The organism is Antrihabitans spumae (assembly GCF_043944905.1).
Lineage (GTDB): Bacteria > Actinomycetota > Actinomycetes > Mycobacteriales > Mycobacteriaceae > Antrihabitans > Antrihabitans spumae.
Genome location: NZ_JBIMSN010000094.1, coordinates 133904 through 151708, shown reverse-complemented (window position 1 = coordinate 151708; position 17805 = coordinate 133904). Strand labels below are relative to the sequence as shown.

The following is a 17805-nucleotide window of genomic DNA, read 5'->3' as shown; positions in this document are numbered from 1 at the left end:
GTCGCTCTGACTTGAAGAAAGTTACGCGAACAAGAACACCACGTCAAATCGCCTGGTCGGAGGCTTTTCGGATCGCATCGGCGCAGCTCAGCGCTACGGATTTCCCGCAGAACCCGAGTAAATCACAACGATGTGATCCAACCCACCGAAAAGACGTTAAATCCCGGCTAACTCCACGCCCGCGAAGTTGCGCTTCCCGCGCCGGACAACCAGCCACTTGCCGTGTAGGTAGTCCCCCGCAGTCGGCGTCCACGTCTCGTCGGAAATCCGGACGTTGTTCACTGCCGCGCCGCCCTCTTTGATTGCTCGCCTAGCAGCACCCTTGCTCTCGCTGAGGCCGGTTGCCACGAGCAGATCGACGATCGAGTTCGGTTCGCCGTCGCCAAGTTGCGCGACAGACGCCTCGCGCAGCGCAGCAGCCAGCGTTGGTTCGTCGAGTTCGGTCAGCTCTCCCCTCCCGAACAAAGCTTGACTCGCCAACTCCACGGCACGGGTGTTCGCCTCGCCGTGGACGAGGGTGGTCATCTCTGCTGCGAGCCGACGTTGCGCCTCGCGAGCGTGTGGGCGTTGCTCGGTAGCCTCCGCCAATTCCGCAAGCTCGGCCTCGGACAGAAAGGTGAACCAGCGCAGGTAGCGCACGACATCGGCATCGCCGGTATTCACGAAGTACTGGTACCAGGCATACGGGCTGGTCATCTCGGGATCGAGCCACAGGCTGCCGCCCCCCGTCGACTTGCCGAACTTCTTACCGTCGGCCGACGTCACCAACGGCACCGTCAGCGCGTGCACCGCTGCACCGTCGACCCGTCGGTTCAACTCGACGCCGGCAATTATGTTGCCCCACTGGTCGGACCCGCCGACCTGCAGGACGCAGTCGTACTCGCGTCGCAGATGGACGTAGTCGTTGGCCTGAAGGAGCATGTAGCTGAACTCGGTGTAGGAGATCCCCTCCCCCTCCAACCTGCGTTTCACCGTGTCCCGCGCAAGCATCACATTCACCGAGAAGTGCTTGCCGATGTCGCGAAGAAAGTCGACCGCGGTCAACTGCGACGTCCAGTCCAGGTTGTTCACGACAACCGCACCGGTCGGGGAATCGTCGATATCGACGAACCGTTCCAGCTGCGACCGAATGCGCTGCGCCCACGTCGAGACGGTGTCCGCCGAGTTCATCGTCCGCTCACCGACATCACGCGGATCGCCGATCATTCCCGTCGCACCACCGGCAAGGACGATCGGGCGATGGCCCGCGCGCTGAAATCGCCTGAGCGCCAACAGCGGAACCAGATGTCCAGCATGCAAGCTCGGACCTGTGGGATCGAACCCCGCATACAGGCTGACCGTTCCCGCGGCCAGTGCGCTGCGAAGCGCATCGAGGTCGGTGGACTGCGCGATGAGCCCGCGCCAGGTCAGTTCGTCGACAATGTCAGTCACCCGACGATCTTCCCGCATCACCCGATCCGGGCGCTCGGGGGCTGCGCCGGTACGCCGAGACGGCTGACGAATCAGGAAGCCACAGACGCCACGGCCTATCGGCCGCGGAGCTCACTCCCACCCGCGGACCGCTCGACCACGTCGTGGGTTCACCGAGCTCGAGCCGGACGGGTGCATCAGGATCGAACAGTCGAACTCCGTAGTCCGACAACGTGATACCGAGCGCTGCACCGAGGTTGCCTGGTCCACGCGCGAGGTCGACCGCCCGCTTGGCCGACGGCCTGCGACCCGCTGCGGCGACCTGGCCTTCGAGCACTTCGCCCGCACGAAGCAGCACCGCTGCAGCACTTCCCTCTTGGCCGCACGTCACATTGAGGCAGTAATGCATGCCGTAGCTCAGGTAGACGTAGAGCCGCCCCGGTTCGCCGAACATGATCGAGTTCCGCGGTGTGCGCCCGCGATAGGAATGCGCGGCGGGGTCCGGCCACGGCCCCTGCTTTTCGGACCCGTAGGCCTCGACTTCGACGATCCGCACAACGACGCCGTTCGCACTCAGCCTCGCGCCGAGTAGGCGACTTGCCGCCAAAACAGGCGCAGGCAGCTCCGCTGCTCGTGAGTCCTTTCGGCGGTCCGGCCCTCCGAGAGGACTCACGAGCCGGCGGCCGTTTTGCTCGTCACACAACCGATTCTGCCCTGCCTCTTGACCTGCAGTTTGTGCCGGTCTATAAATTCATTACGTGATGATTTCACCAACTGATGAATTGGAGCTACACCATGATCGTCCCCGACGCCGCGGACGCGATCGCGATCCGCAACCTCACCGTCCGACGCGGCAACAAACCCGTATTGCACGACGTGAGCCTGACGGTTCAGCGCGGTTCGATCACCGGTCTGCTCGGACCTTCCGGTTGCGGGAAAACCACTCTGATGCGGAGCATCGTCGGCACCCAGATCGTCGAATCGGGCGACGTCACAGTGCTGGGTGAGCCTGCGGGATCGGCGCGATTGCGCGCACGCGTCGGCTACGTCACGCAGTCCCCCAGCATCTACTCCGACCTGACCGTGCGGGACAACGTCGCCTACTTCGGCGCGTTCTACCGCAAAGGACCAGCCGAGGTCGCGGCGGCGATCGAATCCGTCGGCCTCAGCGATCGGGCCGGTCATCGTGGTGACGAACTGTCCGGCGGTCAGCGCACTCGGGTGTCGCTCGCCTGCGCACTGGTCGCCCAACCGGACCTGCTCGTCCTCGACGAACCGACGGTCGGGCTCGACCCCGTGCTTCGCGTCGAGCTGTGGGAACGCTTCATCGCTCTTGCGAAAGCCGGCGCAACCCTGCTCGTATCGAGCCACGTCATGGACGAGGCCGAACACTGCGACCAGCTCCTGCTGATGCGCGACGGCAAACTTCTCGCGCAGCTGGCACCCGACGAACTTCGCAAACAAACGGGCGAAACCAGCCTCGAAAACGCTTTCCTGACCTTGATCCGAAACGAAGGTGCACCAGCATGAACGTCAACGCCTACGCCGCGACTTCGGTCCGAATCCTCAAGCAGCTCAAAGCCGATCACCGAACCGTTGCGATGATCGTCGCAGTACCTGCTCTGCTGATGACGCTGCTGTACTTCATCTATCAGAACGCCCCGACACTGCCTGGCCAGCAAAGCCTGTTCAATCGGGTCGGCATCAGCATGCTCGGCATCCTGCCGTTCATCGTCATGTTCTTGATCACGGCAATCGCGATGCAACGCGAACGCACCTCCGGAACGCTCGAGCGTCTGATGACCACGCCCGTATCCAAACTGGACCTGCTCGGCGGCTACGGCACAGCATTCTCGATCGCAGCGGGCATCCAGGCGCTGTTCGCCTGCGCGGTCAGCTTCGGCCTACTCGGCCTCGAATCGGCAGGTGGCGTCGCACTGGTTATCCTCGTGGCCATGGTCGACGCAGTCCTCGGCGTCGCGCTCGGTCTGCTCGCAAGTGCTTTCGCGCGCACCGAGTTTCAAGCAGTGCAATTCATGCCGCTGATCGTCGCACCGCAAATCTTCCTCTGCGGTCTGCTGGTACCGCGCGGCCAGCTGCCAGACTGGCTCGAATGGATAAGCAATCTGATGCCGCTCAGCTATGCGGTGGACGCCTTGAACGAGGTGTCGACGCAGACGGGAGCGACCGGGCTCATGTGGCGTGACCTGGCAGTCGTTGCCGGATTTGCAGTCGTCGCACTCTGCCTCGCCGCCGCGACGCTACGCCGACGGACCCCGTAGCGATGTCCGCAGATTCGAACGAGGACAAGCCGGACGGCGGCCGCACAGGCCGCCGGCCCGGCCAATCGGGCACCCGTGAGGCGATACTCGACTCCGCACGCGAACGGTTCGCACAGGTCGGCTTCGACAAAGCGTCGATCAGGTCCATAGCCGCAGGCGCAGGCGTCGATTCGGCACTCGTCCACCACTACTTCGGAACGAAACAGGAACTGTTCGTCAGCGTCGCGCAATTGCCCGTCGATCCTCAGGTTGTGCTGGCAGCAGTGAACGCGGCTTCGGTCGACGAACTCGGCGAACAACTTCTGCGTGCTGTCGTCGGAGCATGGGACGGACCTGCCGGCGTCGGTATTCTCGCTGCATTCCGCGGCGTCATGGCCGGCGCGGACCCGAGTCTGATCCGGACGTTTCTACTCGAGATTGCACTGAAGGGGGTGCGCGATCGGGTCGACGTCCCGGCAGGCACAGGCCAACACCGGGTTGCGTTGGCCGCGTCCCAGGTCCTCGGAATCCTGGTGGCCCGCAAGATGATCCTTCTCGAACCGATAGCGTCGATGCCCATCGACGAACTGGTCGAGCTGGCGGCCCCGACGCTGCAGCGCTACTTCACCGGCGACATCTTCTGACGCCGACCGCCCCAGCGATATCAGACTGCGGGCGCAGCTTCGCCTCGTGCCACCAGGTCGTCGTGTTCTGCCTCGTCGGTCACGTCGCGCGCCTCGTCGATCAGCAGTACGGGGATCCCCAGCTCGATCGGGTACGCACGCCGCAGCCGCGGATTGTAAAACGCTTCGACGCCCGCATCGCCGCTGACCAGCAACAACGGACCCTTGTCCTGCGGGCACGCCAGGATGCTGAGCAGATACGGATCGAATGCGATGTCTGATGCCACGACAGCGACCGTACGCTAGCCCGCACCCTCCGTCGGGAACAGCCTCGACGCAACCTCTTCGGTCAGTTCCTTGTACGCACCGTCGTGGCCGTCGTAGCACCACGTCGTCGGTCCCGGCTTGGGCAGACCCGCAGTGCGGAGCTCACGCGCGCTCGGCCGGAAGGTCGAGCTGACTGGGATCTGGTCCACAATGTGCACCAGATCGGGGCGGTCGTTGGACGGCAGTCCGCGCAAAGCTTCACTGACGACCTCGATCGGCAGATCGGCTCCCGCGCGTACCGTCACCGCCGCGACGGCGTATTGCGTGTTGCCGGATTCGACCCCGTACGCGACCGCGAGATCGACCTCACCGATCTCGTCGAGCTGATCGACGATCGGCTGCGTGTAAACCGGGCCGCGCGGCGCCTTCACCACCGTGTGTTTGTTGTCCACCAACCAGTAGTCGCCGTCCGCATCACGCCGGAACAGGTTTTCTGTCGGGACCCACGAGTCGCCCTGCGTGAACACGCCACGCATGCCGCCGTGCGGGATCTCGACACCTGACGTCGCGCGCCCGAGCAGCAACCCGACCTCGTCGTCGACGCACTTGCGTACGAAACCTTCGTCGTCCTCGAGGAATCGACCGGCTACAGCGTCGTAGGCCGCAAGCTCGACATGTGCTGTGCCAGGCACGGATCGGCCCTTGCAGCCCATCTTGTTGCCGCTGACGTTGGCGAGCACGACGTCACCCTCGATGGACGCGTAGAACTCGAGCACCCGAGCGGGCTTGAAACGGTCGGTGGTCCGCTGCCACAACCCGACCGGCATGCCCGACCCGATGAACAACCGAACAGGGTGATCGCGACCGAGCGGAAACTCTTCCGCGTCGAGAATTTCACGCATCATGGTCCACGTGTAGGTGACGACGGTGACGCCGTAGCGGTGCACCTCGTCCGCGAACTGCGACGGATCGAGACTGCGCGACAACGCAATACGAGATCCACCGGCGACGGCACCGCCGAGACTCACCAGCAGCCCGGACGAATGATGCAGTGGCGCAAGGCAGTACACGGTGTCGTTGCGATCGAGGTCGGCCGATGTCGCGGTGCCGAATGCGGAGAGCGCCCACCGATGGTTGGTGACGGGCTTGGCCTCCATCGAGGCGCCCGAACCGCTCAACAACACGAACCCGAGTTCGCGAGCCAAGCCCGGATTCGGCTTGTACCAGGCAGGAATGCGGACAGCACCCGGGTCGATCTGCTCGAGGTCGACGACGTTGCCACCGACCTCGACGTCGAGGCCGCGATTCTCGCCACCGCCGAGGACCAGCACCTTCAAACCTGTCGCAGCGGCGTTCTTGACGTTGTCGGGGTCGGCGACGACCGTGTCGATTCCGGTCAACTCCGCAGCGCGAGCGAGGTCGGAGCCGGGTGGCAGGAGAATTGCGACGGCACCGAGTCGGGACAGAGCAGCGATGGTGACCAGCGCGCTCGGGCGCGTCTCCATCAGGACGCCGACGTGTGCGGCAGGCCGAAGGCCGACCTGGATCAAGCCTCGGACGACGTTGTCGATACGGGTGTTGACGGCAGCGTTGGTGTGCACCCGATCGTCGAAGAGGAAGCACTCGCCCAGCGGCGCACGACGACCCTGTTCGGCAAGCAGACCGCCGAGCGAAATTCGAGTGTGCGGCTGGATCTGGCCCAGTCGCGACAACCGTGGCAACGCCCGCGCCGCCTCGCTCGACAGTTCCAGTGTGCCGCGGAACGCGTTGCTCGCGAACCCGACGATCTCTCGACCGACGCCGGCACCGACCTCGGCAACGGTCGCGGCGGTGTGGGCGAAGCGGGATCCGACCGATCCGACCGAGGCGGGCGCTTCGGGGTCGTTGTCGGCAGACATCTCGTGCACGATGTCCGGCTTCGGACCGAGACCTTCACGCCACAGCGCCCACGCCGCGACACCAGGCCAGGTCTGCCGTTCCGCGGTGCCACCGACGACAAGGCCGAAATGTCCTGCGCGCAAAGTCGCTTCGAAGACCTCGGCACGTGCAGCAGCACGCCGGATACCACGCACGGACGCGGGCTGACCGATGTCGTCGACTTCGCCGACGAAGGCAAGGATCGGGCAGGTCAGGTCTGCGAGAGTGATGAGCTGATCGCGAACGACGAAACCACCCGACATCATTCGGTTGTGCACGACGAACTGCTTGAGCAGTTCCGCAACGGCCGGGCCGGACCACGGCACCCACCCATCGGTCATCAGGAACCGGCGCTGCTGTTCGCGCGGGAGGAGCGCTTCGCGGTCGTGCAACTGCCTGACGAAATCCCAGCGTGCCTTGACCGTCTTGATCGGATCCAGGAGCTGAAACCCGGTGCGGGCCATCTGATCGGTGACCGCGAGACGGTTGAAGACGTGATCGGCAAGGAATTCGGCACCCTTTGCCGCGATGTTCGCGGGCAGGCCGAGCGGCATACCTGCGACGGCGTCGACCGGGCTGCCGAAGGCGATGATGCTCGCCAGATTCTTCGAGTGCCGGTACGCGCCTGCCTGGTAGCAGAACATGCCACCCTGCGAGTAGCCGCCGAGGTGAACGTCGCGGCCGGTGTGTCGACGAACGTCGTCGATCACGTCGCTCACGGCAACAACATGGTCGGCGAGCGTGCGCTCCCAGCCGCCCTCTTCGGTTGCGGGTGAGCCGAAGTCGACGACCCACGGATCGATGCCCGCCTTGTGCAGGATGCCGACGGCACCTGCGTCGGTGGTCACGTCGTAGACCTCCGCGCTGATCATCATCGGCGGCACCAGAACGACGGGTGGGCGCGATCCAAGCTCTTCGGTCGGGAAGTAACGCCGCAGCCGGTACATCGGCTTGCGCTCGACGACATCGAACGGCGTACCGGTCGCACCGGTTTCGAGGCCGCCGAACCGAACGACCTCCAGCCCGTTCTGCGCGGTCGCAACCAGCCTTTGGATCGGACCGATAACGGATTCCGCACTAATTTCAACCACGACAACACTCCCAAGACGAGGACGAATTCAGACCTACACGACGTCGTTGTGACGAGCTTTCCATACCGCCGACAACACTGCGGGCACCTTGGGAAATGTTCAGCTCACGCCCGACCACGGCCGGAGGGTGTCGGCGGTACGCCGGACCTCCCCCAGCTGCGCCGCGACCTGCACGCCGGCCGTGCCGCCACGGGCGTCGCGTGACGCAATCGAACCCGCGACGGTGAGCACATCACGCACCGCGGGGGTGAGCGCGGGATCGACGGCCGCGAACTCGTCGTCGGTCAGATCGGCGAGCCCGACGCCGCGAGCTTCGGCAGCACGGACGCACGCTCCTGCCGCCTCGTGTGCAACGCGGAACGGCACGCCGTTTCGCACGAGCCACTCGGCGATGTCGGTCGCCAGGGTGAATCCGGCGGGCGCCAACTCGGCCATGCGGTCGGTGTGAAAGGTCAGCGTCGCAACGAGTCCGGCGATCGCCGGAAGTAACAGCTCGAGCTGCGCGACCGAATCGAAGACCGGTTCCTTGTCTTCCTGCAGGTCACGGTTGTAGGCAAGCGGCTGCGCTTTGAGCGTGGCCAACAATCCGGTGAGGTTACCGATCAGGCGACCGGCCTTGCCTCGCGTGAGCTCGGAGACGTCGGGGTTCTTTTTCTGAGGCATGATCGACGATCCGGTCGACCACGCATCGGCCAGCGTCACGTACCCGAACTCGGGTGTGCTCCAGATGATCACTTCCTCGGCCATCCGACTGAGGTCGACCGCGATCATGGCGAAGACGAACGCTGCTTCGGCCGCGAAATCCCGCGAGGACGTCGCATCGATCGAGTTCTGCGCTGCGCTGTCGAAGTCGAGATCGGCCGCGATGGCATCCGGATCCACACCGAGCGACGAGCCTGCCAACGCACCCGAACCGTACGGCGAGACCGCCGCGCGTTTGTCGAAGTCCTGCAGGCGCGCGATATCGCGAAGCAGCGGATGTGCGTGCGCAAGCAGATGATGCGCGAGCAGTACCGGCTGCGCCGCCTGCAGGTGCGTCTTGCCCGGCATGACCGCATCCGGATGCGACGCTGCCTGGGTCGTGAGCGCATCGACCACGTCGAGGAGCCCGCCCGCGACGCGTCGCGCAGCATCGCGCAACCACATCCGGAACAGCGTCGCGACCTGGTCGTTGCGTGATCGACCTGCCCGCAGCCTGCCACCGACCTCTGCTCCGACGCGGTCGATCAAGCCGCGCTCGAGAGCACCGTGTACGTCCTCGTCGGACTCGGCGGGCGCGAACGCTCCCGACGCGACGTCGGCCGCGAGGTTGTCGAGACCGTCGAGCATCGTCCGTAGATCCTCGTCACGAAGCAGACCCGCCTTGTTGAGCACGCGAGCATGCGCCTTGGACGCTCGGATGTCGTACGGCGCGAGCACCCAATCGAAATGCGTCGACTTGCTCAGCGCAGCCATGGCAGCGGCCGGTCCCGATGCGAACCGACCGCCCCACAACGCGCCTTCGTTCGTGTGGGGTGCGTCCTGCGAGGTCACAGTCCCCGTTCTCCCGCAAGCCGGTTACGCCGCGCTGCGATCTTCGACGACAAGCCGTGCAGCTGGACGAAACCCTTCGCCGCCGACTGGTCGAAGGTGTCGCCCTCGTCGTAGGTCGCAAGGTTGAAGTCGTACAGGGATTCCTTGCTGCGGCGACCGTTGACGCTGATGTGGCCACCGTTGAGCACGAGCCGAATATCGCCCGTCACATGCTCCTGGGTGTGCACGACGAACGTGTCGAGTGCATCCTTCAGGGGCGAGAACCACAGGCCGTCGTACACCAGCTCGCTCCACCGCTGTTCCAGCTGCCGCTTGTAGCGGCCAAGCTCGCGTTCGAGGGTGACGTGTTCGAGCTCCTGGTGGGCAGCGATCAGCACCATCGCCCCCGGCGCCTCGTAGATTTCGCGGCTCTTGATGCCGACGAGCCGATCCTCGACCACGTCGAGCCGGCCGACGCCCTGCGCACCCGCACGCTTGTTGAGCTCCTGAATCGCCTGCAGAACGCTGACCTCACGACCGTCGATGGCGACCGGGCGGCCCTTCTCGAACGAGATGATGAGCTCGTCGGGCGCGAGGAAGTTGACGGTCGGATCGACGGTGTAGTCGTAGACCTCCTTCGTCGGCGCGTTCCACAGGTCCTCGAGGTACCCGGTTTCGACCGCGCGGCCCCAGACGTTCTGATCGATCGAGAACGGCGACTTCTTCGTGACGTTGATCGGGATGGCATTTTCCTCGGCGAAACGAATCGCCTTCTCGCGCGTCCACGCGTAGTCACGGACGGGCGCGAGCACTTCGAGATCCGGCGCGAGGGTGTTGAAGCCGACCTCGAAACGCACCTGGTCGTTGCCCTTGCCTGTGCAACCGTGCGCGACGATGTTGCCGCCGTGAGTGCGGGCAGCGGTGACGAGGTGCTTGACGATCAGCGGGCGCGAGATGGCCGACACCAGCGGGTAGCGGTCCATGTAGAGAGCGTTCGCCTGGATGGTCGGTAGGCAGTAGTCCTCGGCGAACTCGTCACGAGCATCGAGGACGACGGATTCGACGGCACCACAATCGAGTGCGCGCTGCCGGACGACCTCCATGTCCTCGCCACCCTGGCCGAGATCGATTGCGACGGCAATCACCTCGGCACCTGTCTCCTTGCCGATCCAGCTGATGGCGACGGAGGTGTCCAGCCCGCCCGAGTAGGCGAGTACGACGCGATCGGCCATTGTTGTTGTGCTCCTCTGTTTCAACGTTTGCGGTGATACTTACTGCTGTTTTGCCTGTTCAGGCAAGTTCTTCGAGCTTTGCGGCCAGCTGTGCGCCGGTGGTCGGCTCACGCGCGATCACAAGAATGGTGTCATCCCCCGCGATAGTGCCGACAACGTCGGGTAGCGAGGCCCGGTCCAAGGCGCTCGCCAGGTACTGCGCAGCGCCGGGAGGAGTGCGCAGTACGACCAGATTTCCGCTCGCGGCCGTGGAGACGAGCAGCTCCGAAAGCAGCCTCGACACCCGATCCGTACCGCCCGACACACCACGCACGGGACTGCCGTCTTCCGGCACGACGTAGACGCCGACTCCCCCGTCCGCGGCTCTGAGTTTGACCGCGCCGAGCTCCTCTAGATCACGCGACAGCGTCGCCTGCGTCGCCTCGATGCCTTCGCTCGCGAGCAGTGCGGCAAGTTCGGTCTGGCTTCGCACCGAGTTGGTCGACAGCAGGTCCACGATCCTGGCTTGCCGGCCTGCCCGTGTCCGCGCGATCTCGGGGTTGATCGTCATTGCTGTTGCTCCAGCAGCCACACGAGGAGCGCCTTCTGCGCGTGCAGCCTGTTCTCGGCTTCGTCCCACACGACACTCTGGGGTCCGTCGATGACGTCGTCGGTGATCTCCTCGCCACGATGAGCAGGCAGACAGTGCAGGACGACAGCCTGCGGATCCGCGCGAGCAAGCAGTGTCGCGTTCACCTGGAAGGGACGGAAAGGTCCGACGCGGTCGAGACCGTCGTTCTCCTGACCCATCGACGTCCAGGTGTCGGTGACGATCGCGTCCACGCCGTCGACCGCAGCGTCCGGGTCGGTCGTCACTGTGATCGTCGCTCCGGTGTCCTTGGCTCGCAGCCGCGCGGCTTCGAGCACGTGAGGCAGCGGCAGAAAGCCTTCCGGGGACGCGATCGTGACGTCGACGCCCGCGGTGACGCCACCGAGCAGCAGCGAGTGCGACATGTTGTTCGCGCCGTCGCCGAGGTAGGTCAGTTTCAAACCACGCAGCGTGCCCTTGCGCTCGGCCAACGTTTGCAGATCCGCGAGGACCTGGCACGGGTGAAACTCGTCGGAGAGGGCGTTGACGATGGGAACCGTTGCGCCGGAGGCCATCTCCTCGAGGCGATCCTGACCGAAGGTCCGCCAGACCACCGCGTCCACATACCGCGACAGCACCCGGCCGGTGTCCTGGAGCGTCTCCTCGCGGCCGAGTTGTGTGCTTCGCCCGTCCACAACGACCGCGTGACCACCGAGTTGAGCAATGCCCATCTCGAACGAGAATCGCGTCCGCGTCGAATTCTTCTCGAAGATGACTCCGACGCCACGCGGACCTTCCAGCGGCCTGCGCGAAAACGGTGCAGCCTTCAGCTCTGCGGCGAGTGCGAGCACTTCGGCCTGCTGCTCGGGTGTGAGGTCGTCGTCCCGTAGGAAGTGCTTCACGGTCATTTCGTCTCCTGAGCGGTGTTCGAGGCAGCGTCGAGAATCGCCGGTAGGGCGGAGACGAAGCTGTCGGCCTGTTCCTCGGTGAGGATCAGCGGTGGTGCCAGCCGAATCACGTTGGGTTTTGCAGGATTCACCAGAAAACCAGCAGCGCGAGCGTGGGCATCGACCTCGGCTGCGACATCGGCGGTGAGGACGATTCCGAGCAGCAGTCCGGCACCTCGAACGTGGTCGACGAGTGGATGATGCAACGACTCGATGCCCGTGATGATGGCTTTGCCCGTCGCATCGGCGCGCGAGACGAGGTCTTCGTCGGCGATCGTGCGCAGCACCGCCAACGCCGCTGCCGCACACACGGGATTTCCACCGAACGTGGTCCCGTGCATCCCTGGCTGCAGCAGTTGAGCAGTGGCACCCGTTGCGATGCACGCACCGATCGGGAGTCCCCCGCCGAGTCCTTTCGCCAAGGTCATGACGTCGGGAACGACGCCCGATGCCTGGTGCGCGTAGAACCAGCCGGTCCGACCTATTCCGGTCTGCACCTCGTCGAGGATCAGCAAGGCACCGTGGCGTGCGGTGATCTCGCGAGCCGCCGCAAGGTAGCCCTCCGGCGGTACGACAACGCCACTCTCGCCGAGGATCGGCTCGAGAAACAGCGCCGCCGTGTTGTCGTCGACCTCACGCTCGAGCGCGGCAACATCACCGAACGGCACGTGCACGACACCCGGCGGCATCGGCTCGAAAGGTGCCCGCTTCGCAGGCTGCCCGGTCAACGCGAGCGAACCCATCGTCCTACCGTGGAACGCATCTTCGGTCGCAATGATCTTCGGCCTGCCGGTCAGCCGGGCAATCTTGAATGCGGCCTCGTTCGCCTCGGTTCCGGAGTTGCACAACAACACTCGGCCGGACGCTCCCAGGTGCGCGAGCAGTTGCTCGGCGAGTGCGATCCCCGGCTCGGTCATGTAGAAGTTCGACGTGTGGCCGAGCGTGCCGAGCTGCGACGTGACAGCCTCGACGACGGCGGGGTGGCCATGGCCGAGGATGTTCACCGCGATGCCACCGAGCAGATCCAGGTACTGCTTACCGTCGGCGTCGTAGACGACCGCACCTTCGCCGCGTACGAGCGCGACCTTCGGTAGGCCGTAGTTGTTCATCATCGCGCCCGACCACCGCTGTTGCAGTTCCTGCGTGTGTGTCATGACTGGCCGTCCTTCTCGGTCGGATCTGGTGTCACCATGGTTCCGATGCCCTCGCCGGTGAACATTTCCAGGAGCACCGAATGTGCAAGCCTGCCATCGATGACGTGTGCACTCGACACACCGCCGCGTACCGCTCGCAGGCACGCTTCCATCTTCGGCACCATGCCCGCGTCCAGCGTCGGTAGCAGCTGTTCCAATGCGGCGGCATCGATTTCGGTGAGCAGCGAGCCGCGGTCCGGCCAATTGGCGTATACACCTTCGACATCGGTGAGCACTATCAACTTCTCGGCACCGATCCCCTCGGCGAGCGCGGCCGCCGCGGTGTCGGCGTTGATGTTGTGCACGACGCCGTCGACATCGGGCGCGATCGTCGAGACGACCGGAATACGTCCTGCCGCAATCAGATCCAGCACAGCATCCGGATTGACCGTCGTCACGTCGCCGACGAGACCGATATCGGTCTGCTCGCCGTCGACCTTGACGGTCCGTCTCGTTGCCGTGAAGAGGTGAGCGTCCTCGCCGGAAATACCAACGGCCAACGGACCGTGCGCGTTGATCAGACCGACCAACTCACGGCCGACCTGACCGAACAGCACCATCCGAACTACGTCCATCACCTCTGGCGTCGTCACCCGGAATCCGCCCCGGAATTCACCTTGCAGCCCAAGCCTTTTCAACATGGCACTGATCTGCGGTCCCCCGCCGTGCACCACGACGGGATGCACGCCGATCGTGCGAAGGAAGGCCATGTCCGCAGCGAAAGCCCGCTTGAGGTCGTCGTCGATCATCGCGTTTCCGCCGTATTTGACGACGACGATCTTGTCGGTGAATTTCTGCAGCCACGGCAATGCGTCTGCGAGCACGTGCGCCTTCTGACCGGCGGTCAGACCGTCGATGGTCACATCCGTCATGACGAATACGCCGAATTCTCTTCGACATAGGCGTGCGAGAGGTCCGTCGTCCGGATGGTCGCCGACGCGGAGCCGACACCGAGGTCGACGATCAACTCGATGTCTTCGCCGGTCAGGTCGATCTCACGGGCGCCCGGCGCACCGACACCGTCGATGCAGACGAAGCTTCCGTTGAACGACACCGAGATTCGGTCGGGATCCAATTCGATGGGTGCGATGCCGATTGCTGCCATCACACGTCCCCAGTTGGGGTCCGACCCGAACAGTGCGGTCTTGACGAGGCTGTCACGCGCGACGGTCCTGGCGCCGACCAACGCGTCGGCTTCGGTTTTTGCTCCCGTGACCGCCACCGTGACCCGCTTGGTGACACCCTCGGCGTCGGCCATCAGCTGGTAGGCCAGATCGTCGCAGACGGCGAGCACGGCAGCGTCGAGTTCGGCCTGGGTCGGCGCGACTCCGCTGGCACCCGAACTCAGCAGCAGGACGGTGTCGTTGGTCGAGGTAGCGCCATCGACGTCGAGCCTGTCGAACGTCATTCGCGTTGCCGCGCGCAGTGCCGCGTCGAGTTGTTCGGCGGTTGCGACCGCATCGGTCGTCACAACCGACAGCATGGTCGCCAACGACGGCGCGAGCATGCCCGCACCCTTTGCCATCCCGCCGACGACCCAGTTGCCGTCGTGGTGGAAGGCGGCTTCCTTGGCGACGGTGTCCGTCGTCATGATCGCGTGTGCGGCATCCGTGCCACCCGAGATACCGCCTGCCAACTCGTGCACGATTTCGGTGAGCCCGGGAACAAGTTTGTCCATCGGCAGACGATCGCCGATCAGTCCCGTCGAGCACACTGCGATCTCGCCACCGCCGGTGTCGGTGCCCCAATTGCTCAGAGCGGCAGCGAGTTCCTCTGCGGTCCTGTGGGTGTCCTGAAATCCCGGAGCACCTGTGCACGCGTTCGCGCCGCCCGAGTTCAGCACCACCGCGCGGACGCGTCCCGAGGTGAGGACCTGCTGCGACCACAACACCGGCGCTGCCTTGACCTTGTTCGTGGTGAACACGCCTGCCGCGGCCTGCTCGGGTCCCTCGTTGAAGACGAGTGCGAGATCGAGCTTGCCGCTCTTCTTGATGCCCGCTGCGATGCCGGCCGCACGAAAGCCTGCGGGTGCTGTAACACCCTGGGTCCGAAGCAGTTTGCCATTCATGAACTTCTCCCCTGCCAACTTGTCTGCTGCGGTCACGGTGCGAGTCCTACCGTCGAGAGCCCGTCGGTTTCGGTGAATCCGAGGGCGAGGTTCATCGATTGCACCGCGCCACCCGCGGTGCCCTTCGTGAGGTTGTCGATCGCGGAGATCACAACGAGCAATCCCGCTTCCGTGTCGACCGTCAGCCCGATTACAGCCACGTTCGAGCCGAGTACGGACCCGGTCGTCGGGTACCGACCTTCCGGTAGCAGATGCACGAAAGGCTCATCGGCATATGCCTTTTCGTAGACTGCCCGCGCCTCGTCGGCGGTGACGGTCGTCGGTGCCGTGCAGGTCGCGAGAATGCCGCGTGGCATCGGAGCCAGTACCGGGGTGAACGAGACCGTCACCTCGGTATCCGAGATTGCCGACAGGTTCTGCCGAATTTCGGGGGTGTGCCGGTGGACGCCACCGACCCCGTACGCCGACACCGAACCCATCACTTCGGAGCCGAGTAGATTCGGCTTGAGCGCCTTGCCCGCACCGGAAGTCCCGCTTACTGCAACCACATTCACGCGCGGCTCGACGATGCCTGCCGCAATTGCGGGTGCCATCGCGAGGCTTGCTGCGGTCGGGTAGCAACCGGGAACCGCGATCCTCGTCGCACCCGTCAGCCGTTCGCGCGCACCGGGAAGTTCAGGAAGGCCGTAGGGCCAGGTCCCGGCATGCGCTGTGCCGTAGTACTTCTCCCACGCCGCGGCGTCCGTGAGCCTGAAGTCGGCACCGCAGTCGATGATGACGGTCGAATCCGGCAACGCGTTGGCGATCTCCGCCGAGTTGCCGTGCGGCAGACCGAGGAAGACGACGTCGTGACCCGCGAGTTCGTCGATGGTCGTCGCTGTGAGCACTCGATCCGCCAGCGGCAGTAGATGAGCGTGGTGCTCACCGAGCGTCGTCCCAGTATTACCGCCCGCGGTGAGCGCTCCGATCGACAGTTCACCACGCACGTAGGCTGGGTGCCCGAGGAGCAGGCGCAGGATTTCCCCGCCCGCGTAACCACTGGCACCCGCGACCGCGATCGTGCCGGGGTTCTGAACAGTCCAATCTCCCATGCGGTTCATTATGCACCATCATGCAAGTTCATTCATAGAGTGGGTCTGCCTCGAGGAAGATCGCTGGTCGAAGCCGGACAAACCGCAACCAATCAGCCGAGGCGGTGGCAGAGTTACCTCCTATGACAACGCCTGCCGACGACGACGTTTCGCTGACCAAAGCCCCTGTCGAAGAAAACGATCGCGGCTTCTTCGGCCAACCGTTCGCGCTGGCGAATCTGTTCGGCGTCGAGATGTGGGAACGCTTCTCGTTCTACGGCATGCAGGGCATCCTGCTCTATTACCTGTACTACTCGGTGACCGAGGGCGGCCTCGACATCGATCGGGCGACTGCGACGAGCATCGTCGGCGCCTACGGCGGCACCGTCTACCTGTCGACGATCATCGGTGGCTGGATCGCCGACCGCGTGCTCGGCTCCGAGCGGACCCTGTTCTACAGCGCGGTGCTGATCATGTTCGGCCACATCGCCCTTGCGGTTCTGCCCGGCGTCGTCGGCGTCGGCGTCGGCTTGGTCCTCGTCGCGGTCGGCAGCGGTGGCTTGAAGGCGAACGCAACGTCGATGGTCGGCGAGTTGTACTCCGAACACGACGAGCGTCGAGACGCCGGCTTCTCGATCTTCTACATGGGTATCAACATCGGCGGTTTCGTCGGTCCACTGCTGACCGGCGTCGCTCAGGACAAGATCGGCTTCCACGCCGGATTCGGTTTGGCCGCAATCGGTATGGCCCTCGGTCTCACGCAGTACACCGTGTTCCGCAGGCACTTGCACGGCGTCGGCGCAACGGCGCCGAACCCGTTGCCCGCCGCCGAACGCCCGCGGTGGATCGCCGTCGCGGTCGGCGGACTGATTCTGATCGCCGTACTCTCCATCACCGGCGTCATCACTGCCGCGAGCCTGTCCGACATCGTCGTCGGCGTCACGATCGTCGCTGCCGTCGTCTACTTCGCAGTCATGCTGTCCAGCAAGCGAATCACGGCCGTCGAACGTAGCCGGGTGATCTCGTTCATTCCGATGTTCATCGCGAGCGCCGCATTCTGGTCCTTGTTCCAGCAGCAGTTCACCATGATCGCCGAGTACGCCGACAAACGCTTGAACCGCGACGTATTCGGCTGGGAATTCCCGGCGGCATGGGTCCAGTCGATCAACCCCGTCTTCATCATCATCTTCGCGGGAATCTTCGCCGCGATGTGGACCAAACTCGGTTCGCGGCAACCGACTACACCGCTCAAGTTCGCCGCCGCGAACGCCGTCATGGGCGTCGCATTCCTCTGCTTCATCCCGATCTCCGGCGGTGGCCCCAACAGTGCGCCGGTGATAGCACTCGCAGGCATTCTGCTGCTGTTCACGTTCGCCGAACTGTTGCTCTCCCCCGTCGGTCTTTCGCTGGCAACGAAGTTGGCTCCCAAGGTGTTCCACACGCAGATGGTCGCGCTGTTCTTCCTTTCCGTTGCGCTCGGGTCGGCGATGGCAGGAACACTGGCGGGCTACTACGACGAGGCCAACGAGAAGCCGTACTTCATCGCCATCGGTGGTGCGTCGATCGCGGTCGGCGTGGTCGTTGCCCTCTTGTCACCGTGGATCAAGAAGATGATGGCCGGCGTGCGCTGAGCGAGCGTCAGCCGA

General features: G+C 64.6%; 16 protein-coding genes. 4 read left to right on the top strand and 12 right to left on the bottom strand.

Annotated features, from left to right (window positions below; genetic code table 11):
- Positions 1-156: 156 nt before the first annotated feature.
- Both tyrS and ACHIRB_RS20750 read right to left on the bottom strand, forming a co-directional pair.
- A complete protein-coding gene (tyrS, locus tag ACHIRB_RS20755; RefSeq protein WP_307829761.1) occupies positions 157-1431 on the bottom strand; it encodes a tyrosine--tRNA ligase in 1275 nt (424 codons plus the stop codon).
- A complete protein-coding gene (locus ACHIRB_RS20750) occupies positions 1424-2083 on the bottom strand; it encodes a DNA-3-methyladenine glycosylase (RefSeq protein WP_395124311.1) in 660 nt (219 codons plus the stop codon). The genes tyrS and ACHIRB_RS20750 overlap by 8 nt, the downstream gene beginning before the upstream one ends.
- Before the next feature lie 122 nt (positions 2084-2205).
- On the opposite strand from ACHIRB_RS20750, the gene ACHIRB_RS20745 reads away from it, so the two are divergent.
- The 3 genes from ACHIRB_RS20745 to ACHIRB_RS20735 are packed head-to-tail and all read left to right on the top strand — an operon-like array spanning position 2206 to position 4315.
- Positions 2206-2940 (top strand): ABC transporter ATP-binding protein, encoded by a 735-nt coding sequence (locus tag ACHIRB_RS20745; RefSeq protein ID WP_395124312.1) that lies wholly within the window; start codon positions 2206-2208, stop codon positions 2938-2940.
- Positions 2937-3692 carry an ABC transporter permease gene (locus ACHIRB_RS20740; RefSeq protein ID WP_395118915.1) on the top strand — a complete coding sequence of 252 codons (756 nt, stop codon included), beginning with the start codon at positions 2937-2939 and terminating at the stop codon, positions 3690-3692. Before ACHIRB_RS20745 ends, ACHIRB_RS20740 begins: the two co-directional genes overlap by 4 nt.
- Before the next feature lie 2 nt (positions 3693-3694).
- The gene (locus tag ACHIRB_RS20735; protein WP_395118913.1) at positions 3695-4315 is read left to right on the top strand and encodes a TetR/AcrR family transcriptional regulator; all 621 of its coding nucleotides are present in this window, start codon (positions 3695-3697) and stop codon (positions 4313-4315) included.
- Positions 4316-4335: 20 nt separating this feature from the next.
- On the opposite strand, the gene ACHIRB_RS20730 is transcribed toward ACHIRB_RS20735, so the two are convergent.
- The 10 genes from ACHIRB_RS20730 to argC all read right to left on the bottom strand — a co-directional run bounded on the left by ACHIRB_RS20730 (position 4336) and on the right by argC (position 16180).
- The gene (locus ACHIRB_RS20730) at positions 4336-4569 is read right to left on the bottom strand and encodes a Trm112 family protein (RefSeq protein ID WP_395118930.1); all 234 of its coding nucleotides are present in this window, start codon (positions 4567-4569) and stop codon (positions 4336-4338) included.
- Positions 4570-4596: 27 nt separating this feature from the next.
- On the bottom strand, positions 4597-7569 hold the full coding sequence (locus tag ACHIRB_RS20725; protein WP_395124314.1) for an acyl-CoA synthetase: 2973 nt from the start codon (positions 7567-7569) through the stop codon (positions 4597-4599).
- A 99-nt stretch (positions 7570-7668) separates the two neighbouring features.
- Positions 7669-9102, bottom strand: coding sequence for an argininosuccinate lyase (argH, locus tag ACHIRB_RS20720; protein WP_395118909.1), 1434 nt, complete (start codon positions 9100-9102; stop codon positions 7669-7671).
- The gene (locus tag ACHIRB_RS20715; protein ID WP_199706574.1) at positions 9099-10313 is read right to left on the bottom strand and encodes an argininosuccinate synthase; all 1215 of its coding nucleotides are present in this window, start codon (positions 10311-10313) and stop codon (positions 9099-9101) included. The genes argH and ACHIRB_RS20715 overlap by 4 nt, the downstream gene beginning before the upstream one ends.
- Before the next feature lie 58 nt (positions 10314-10371).
- Complete coding sequence (locus ACHIRB_RS20710) at positions 10372-10863, bottom strand: arginine repressor (RefSeq protein WP_199706576.1); 492 nt, start codon at positions 10861-10863, stop codon at positions 10372-10374.
- Positions 10860-11789: an ornithine carbamoyltransferase gene (gene argF, locus ACHIRB_RS20705; protein WP_395118907.1), complete on the bottom strand. Its 930-nt coding sequence runs from the start codon at positions 11787-11789 to the stop codon at positions 10860-10862. The genes ACHIRB_RS20710 and argF overlap by 4 nt, the downstream gene beginning before the upstream one ends.
- Positions 11786-12982 (bottom strand): acetylornithine transaminase, encoded by a 1197-nt coding sequence (locus ACHIRB_RS20700; protein WP_395124315.1) that lies wholly within the window; start codon positions 12980-12982, stop codon positions 11786-11788. The genes argF and ACHIRB_RS20700 overlap by 4 nt, the downstream gene beginning before the upstream one ends.
- Positions 12979-13893 carry an acetylglutamate kinase gene (argB, locus tag ACHIRB_RS20695; RefSeq protein ID WP_199706582.1) on the bottom strand — a complete coding sequence of 305 codons (915 nt, stop codon included), beginning with the start codon at positions 13891-13893 and terminating at the stop codon, positions 12979-12981. The genes ACHIRB_RS20700 and argB overlap by 4 nt, the downstream gene beginning before the upstream one ends.
- Positions 13890-15089, bottom strand: a complete 1200-nt coding sequence (gene argJ / locus ACHIRB_RS20690; RefSeq protein ID WP_395118928.1) for a bifunctional glutamate N-acetyltransferase/amino-acid acetyltransferase ArgJ — start codon at positions 15087-15089, stop codon at positions 13890-13892. The genes argB and argJ overlap by 4 nt, the downstream gene beginning before the upstream one ends.
- Before the next feature lie 32 nt (positions 15090-15121).
- Entirely contained in the window at positions 15122-16180 is a 1059-nt protein-coding gene (gene argC, locus ACHIRB_RS20685; RefSeq protein WP_395124316.1) for an N-acetyl-gamma-glutamyl-phosphate reductase, read from the bottom strand.
- A gap of 122 nt (positions 16181-16302) precedes the next feature.
- On the opposite strand from argC, the gene ACHIRB_RS20680 reads away from it, so the two are divergent.
- Complete coding sequence (locus tag ACHIRB_RS20680) at positions 16303-17790, top strand: peptide MFS transporter (protein WP_395124317.1); 1488 nt, start codon at positions 16303-16305, stop codon at positions 17788-17790.
- Positions 17791-17805 lie beyond the last annotated feature (15 nt).

Bases quoted from the DNA above. Each gene is read 5' to 3' on its own strand.
- ACHIRB_RS20745 (WP_395124312.1), top strand. From the start codon at position 2,206: ATGATCGTCCCCGACGCCGCGGACGCGATCGCGATCCGCAACCTCACC.
- ACHIRB_RS20740 (WP_395118915.1), top strand. From the start codon at position 2,937: ATGAACGTCAACGCCTACGCCGCGACTTCGGTCCGAATCCTCAAGCAG.
- ACHIRB_RS20735 (WP_395118913.1), top strand. From the start codon at position 3,695: ATGTCCGCAGATTCGAACGAGGACAAGCCGGACGGCGGCCGCACAGGC.
- ACHIRB_RS20715 (WP_199706574.1), bottom strand. From the start codon at position 10,313: ATGGCCGATCGCGTCGTACTCGCCTACTCGGGCGGGCTGGACACCTCC.
- ACHIRB_RS20710 (WP_199706576.1), bottom strand. From the start codon at position 10,863: ATGACGATCAACCCCGAGATCGCGCGGACACGGGCAGGCCGGCAAGCC.
- argF (WP_395118907.1), bottom strand. From the start codon at position 11,789: ATGACCGTGAAGCACTTCCTACGGGACGACGACCTCACACCCGAGCAG.
- ACHIRB_RS20700 (WP_395124315.1), bottom strand. From the start codon at position 12,982: ATGACACACACGCAGGAACTGCAACAGCGGTGGTCGGGCGCGATGATG.
- argB (WP_199706582.1), bottom strand. From the start codon at position 13,893: ATGACGGATGTGACCATCGACGGTCTGACCGCCGGTCAGAAGGCGCAC.
- argJ (WP_395118928.1), bottom strand. From the start codon at position 15,089: ATGAATGGCAAACTGCTTCGGACCCAGGGTGTTACAGCACCCGCAGGC.
- argC (WP_395124316.1), bottom strand. From the start codon at position 16,180: ATGGGAGATTGGACTGTTCAGAACCCCGGCACGATCGCGGTCGCGGGT.
- ACHIRB_RS20680 (WP_395124317.1), top strand. From the start codon at position 16,303: ATGACAACGCCTGCCGACGACGACGTTTCGCTGACCAAAGCCCCTGTC.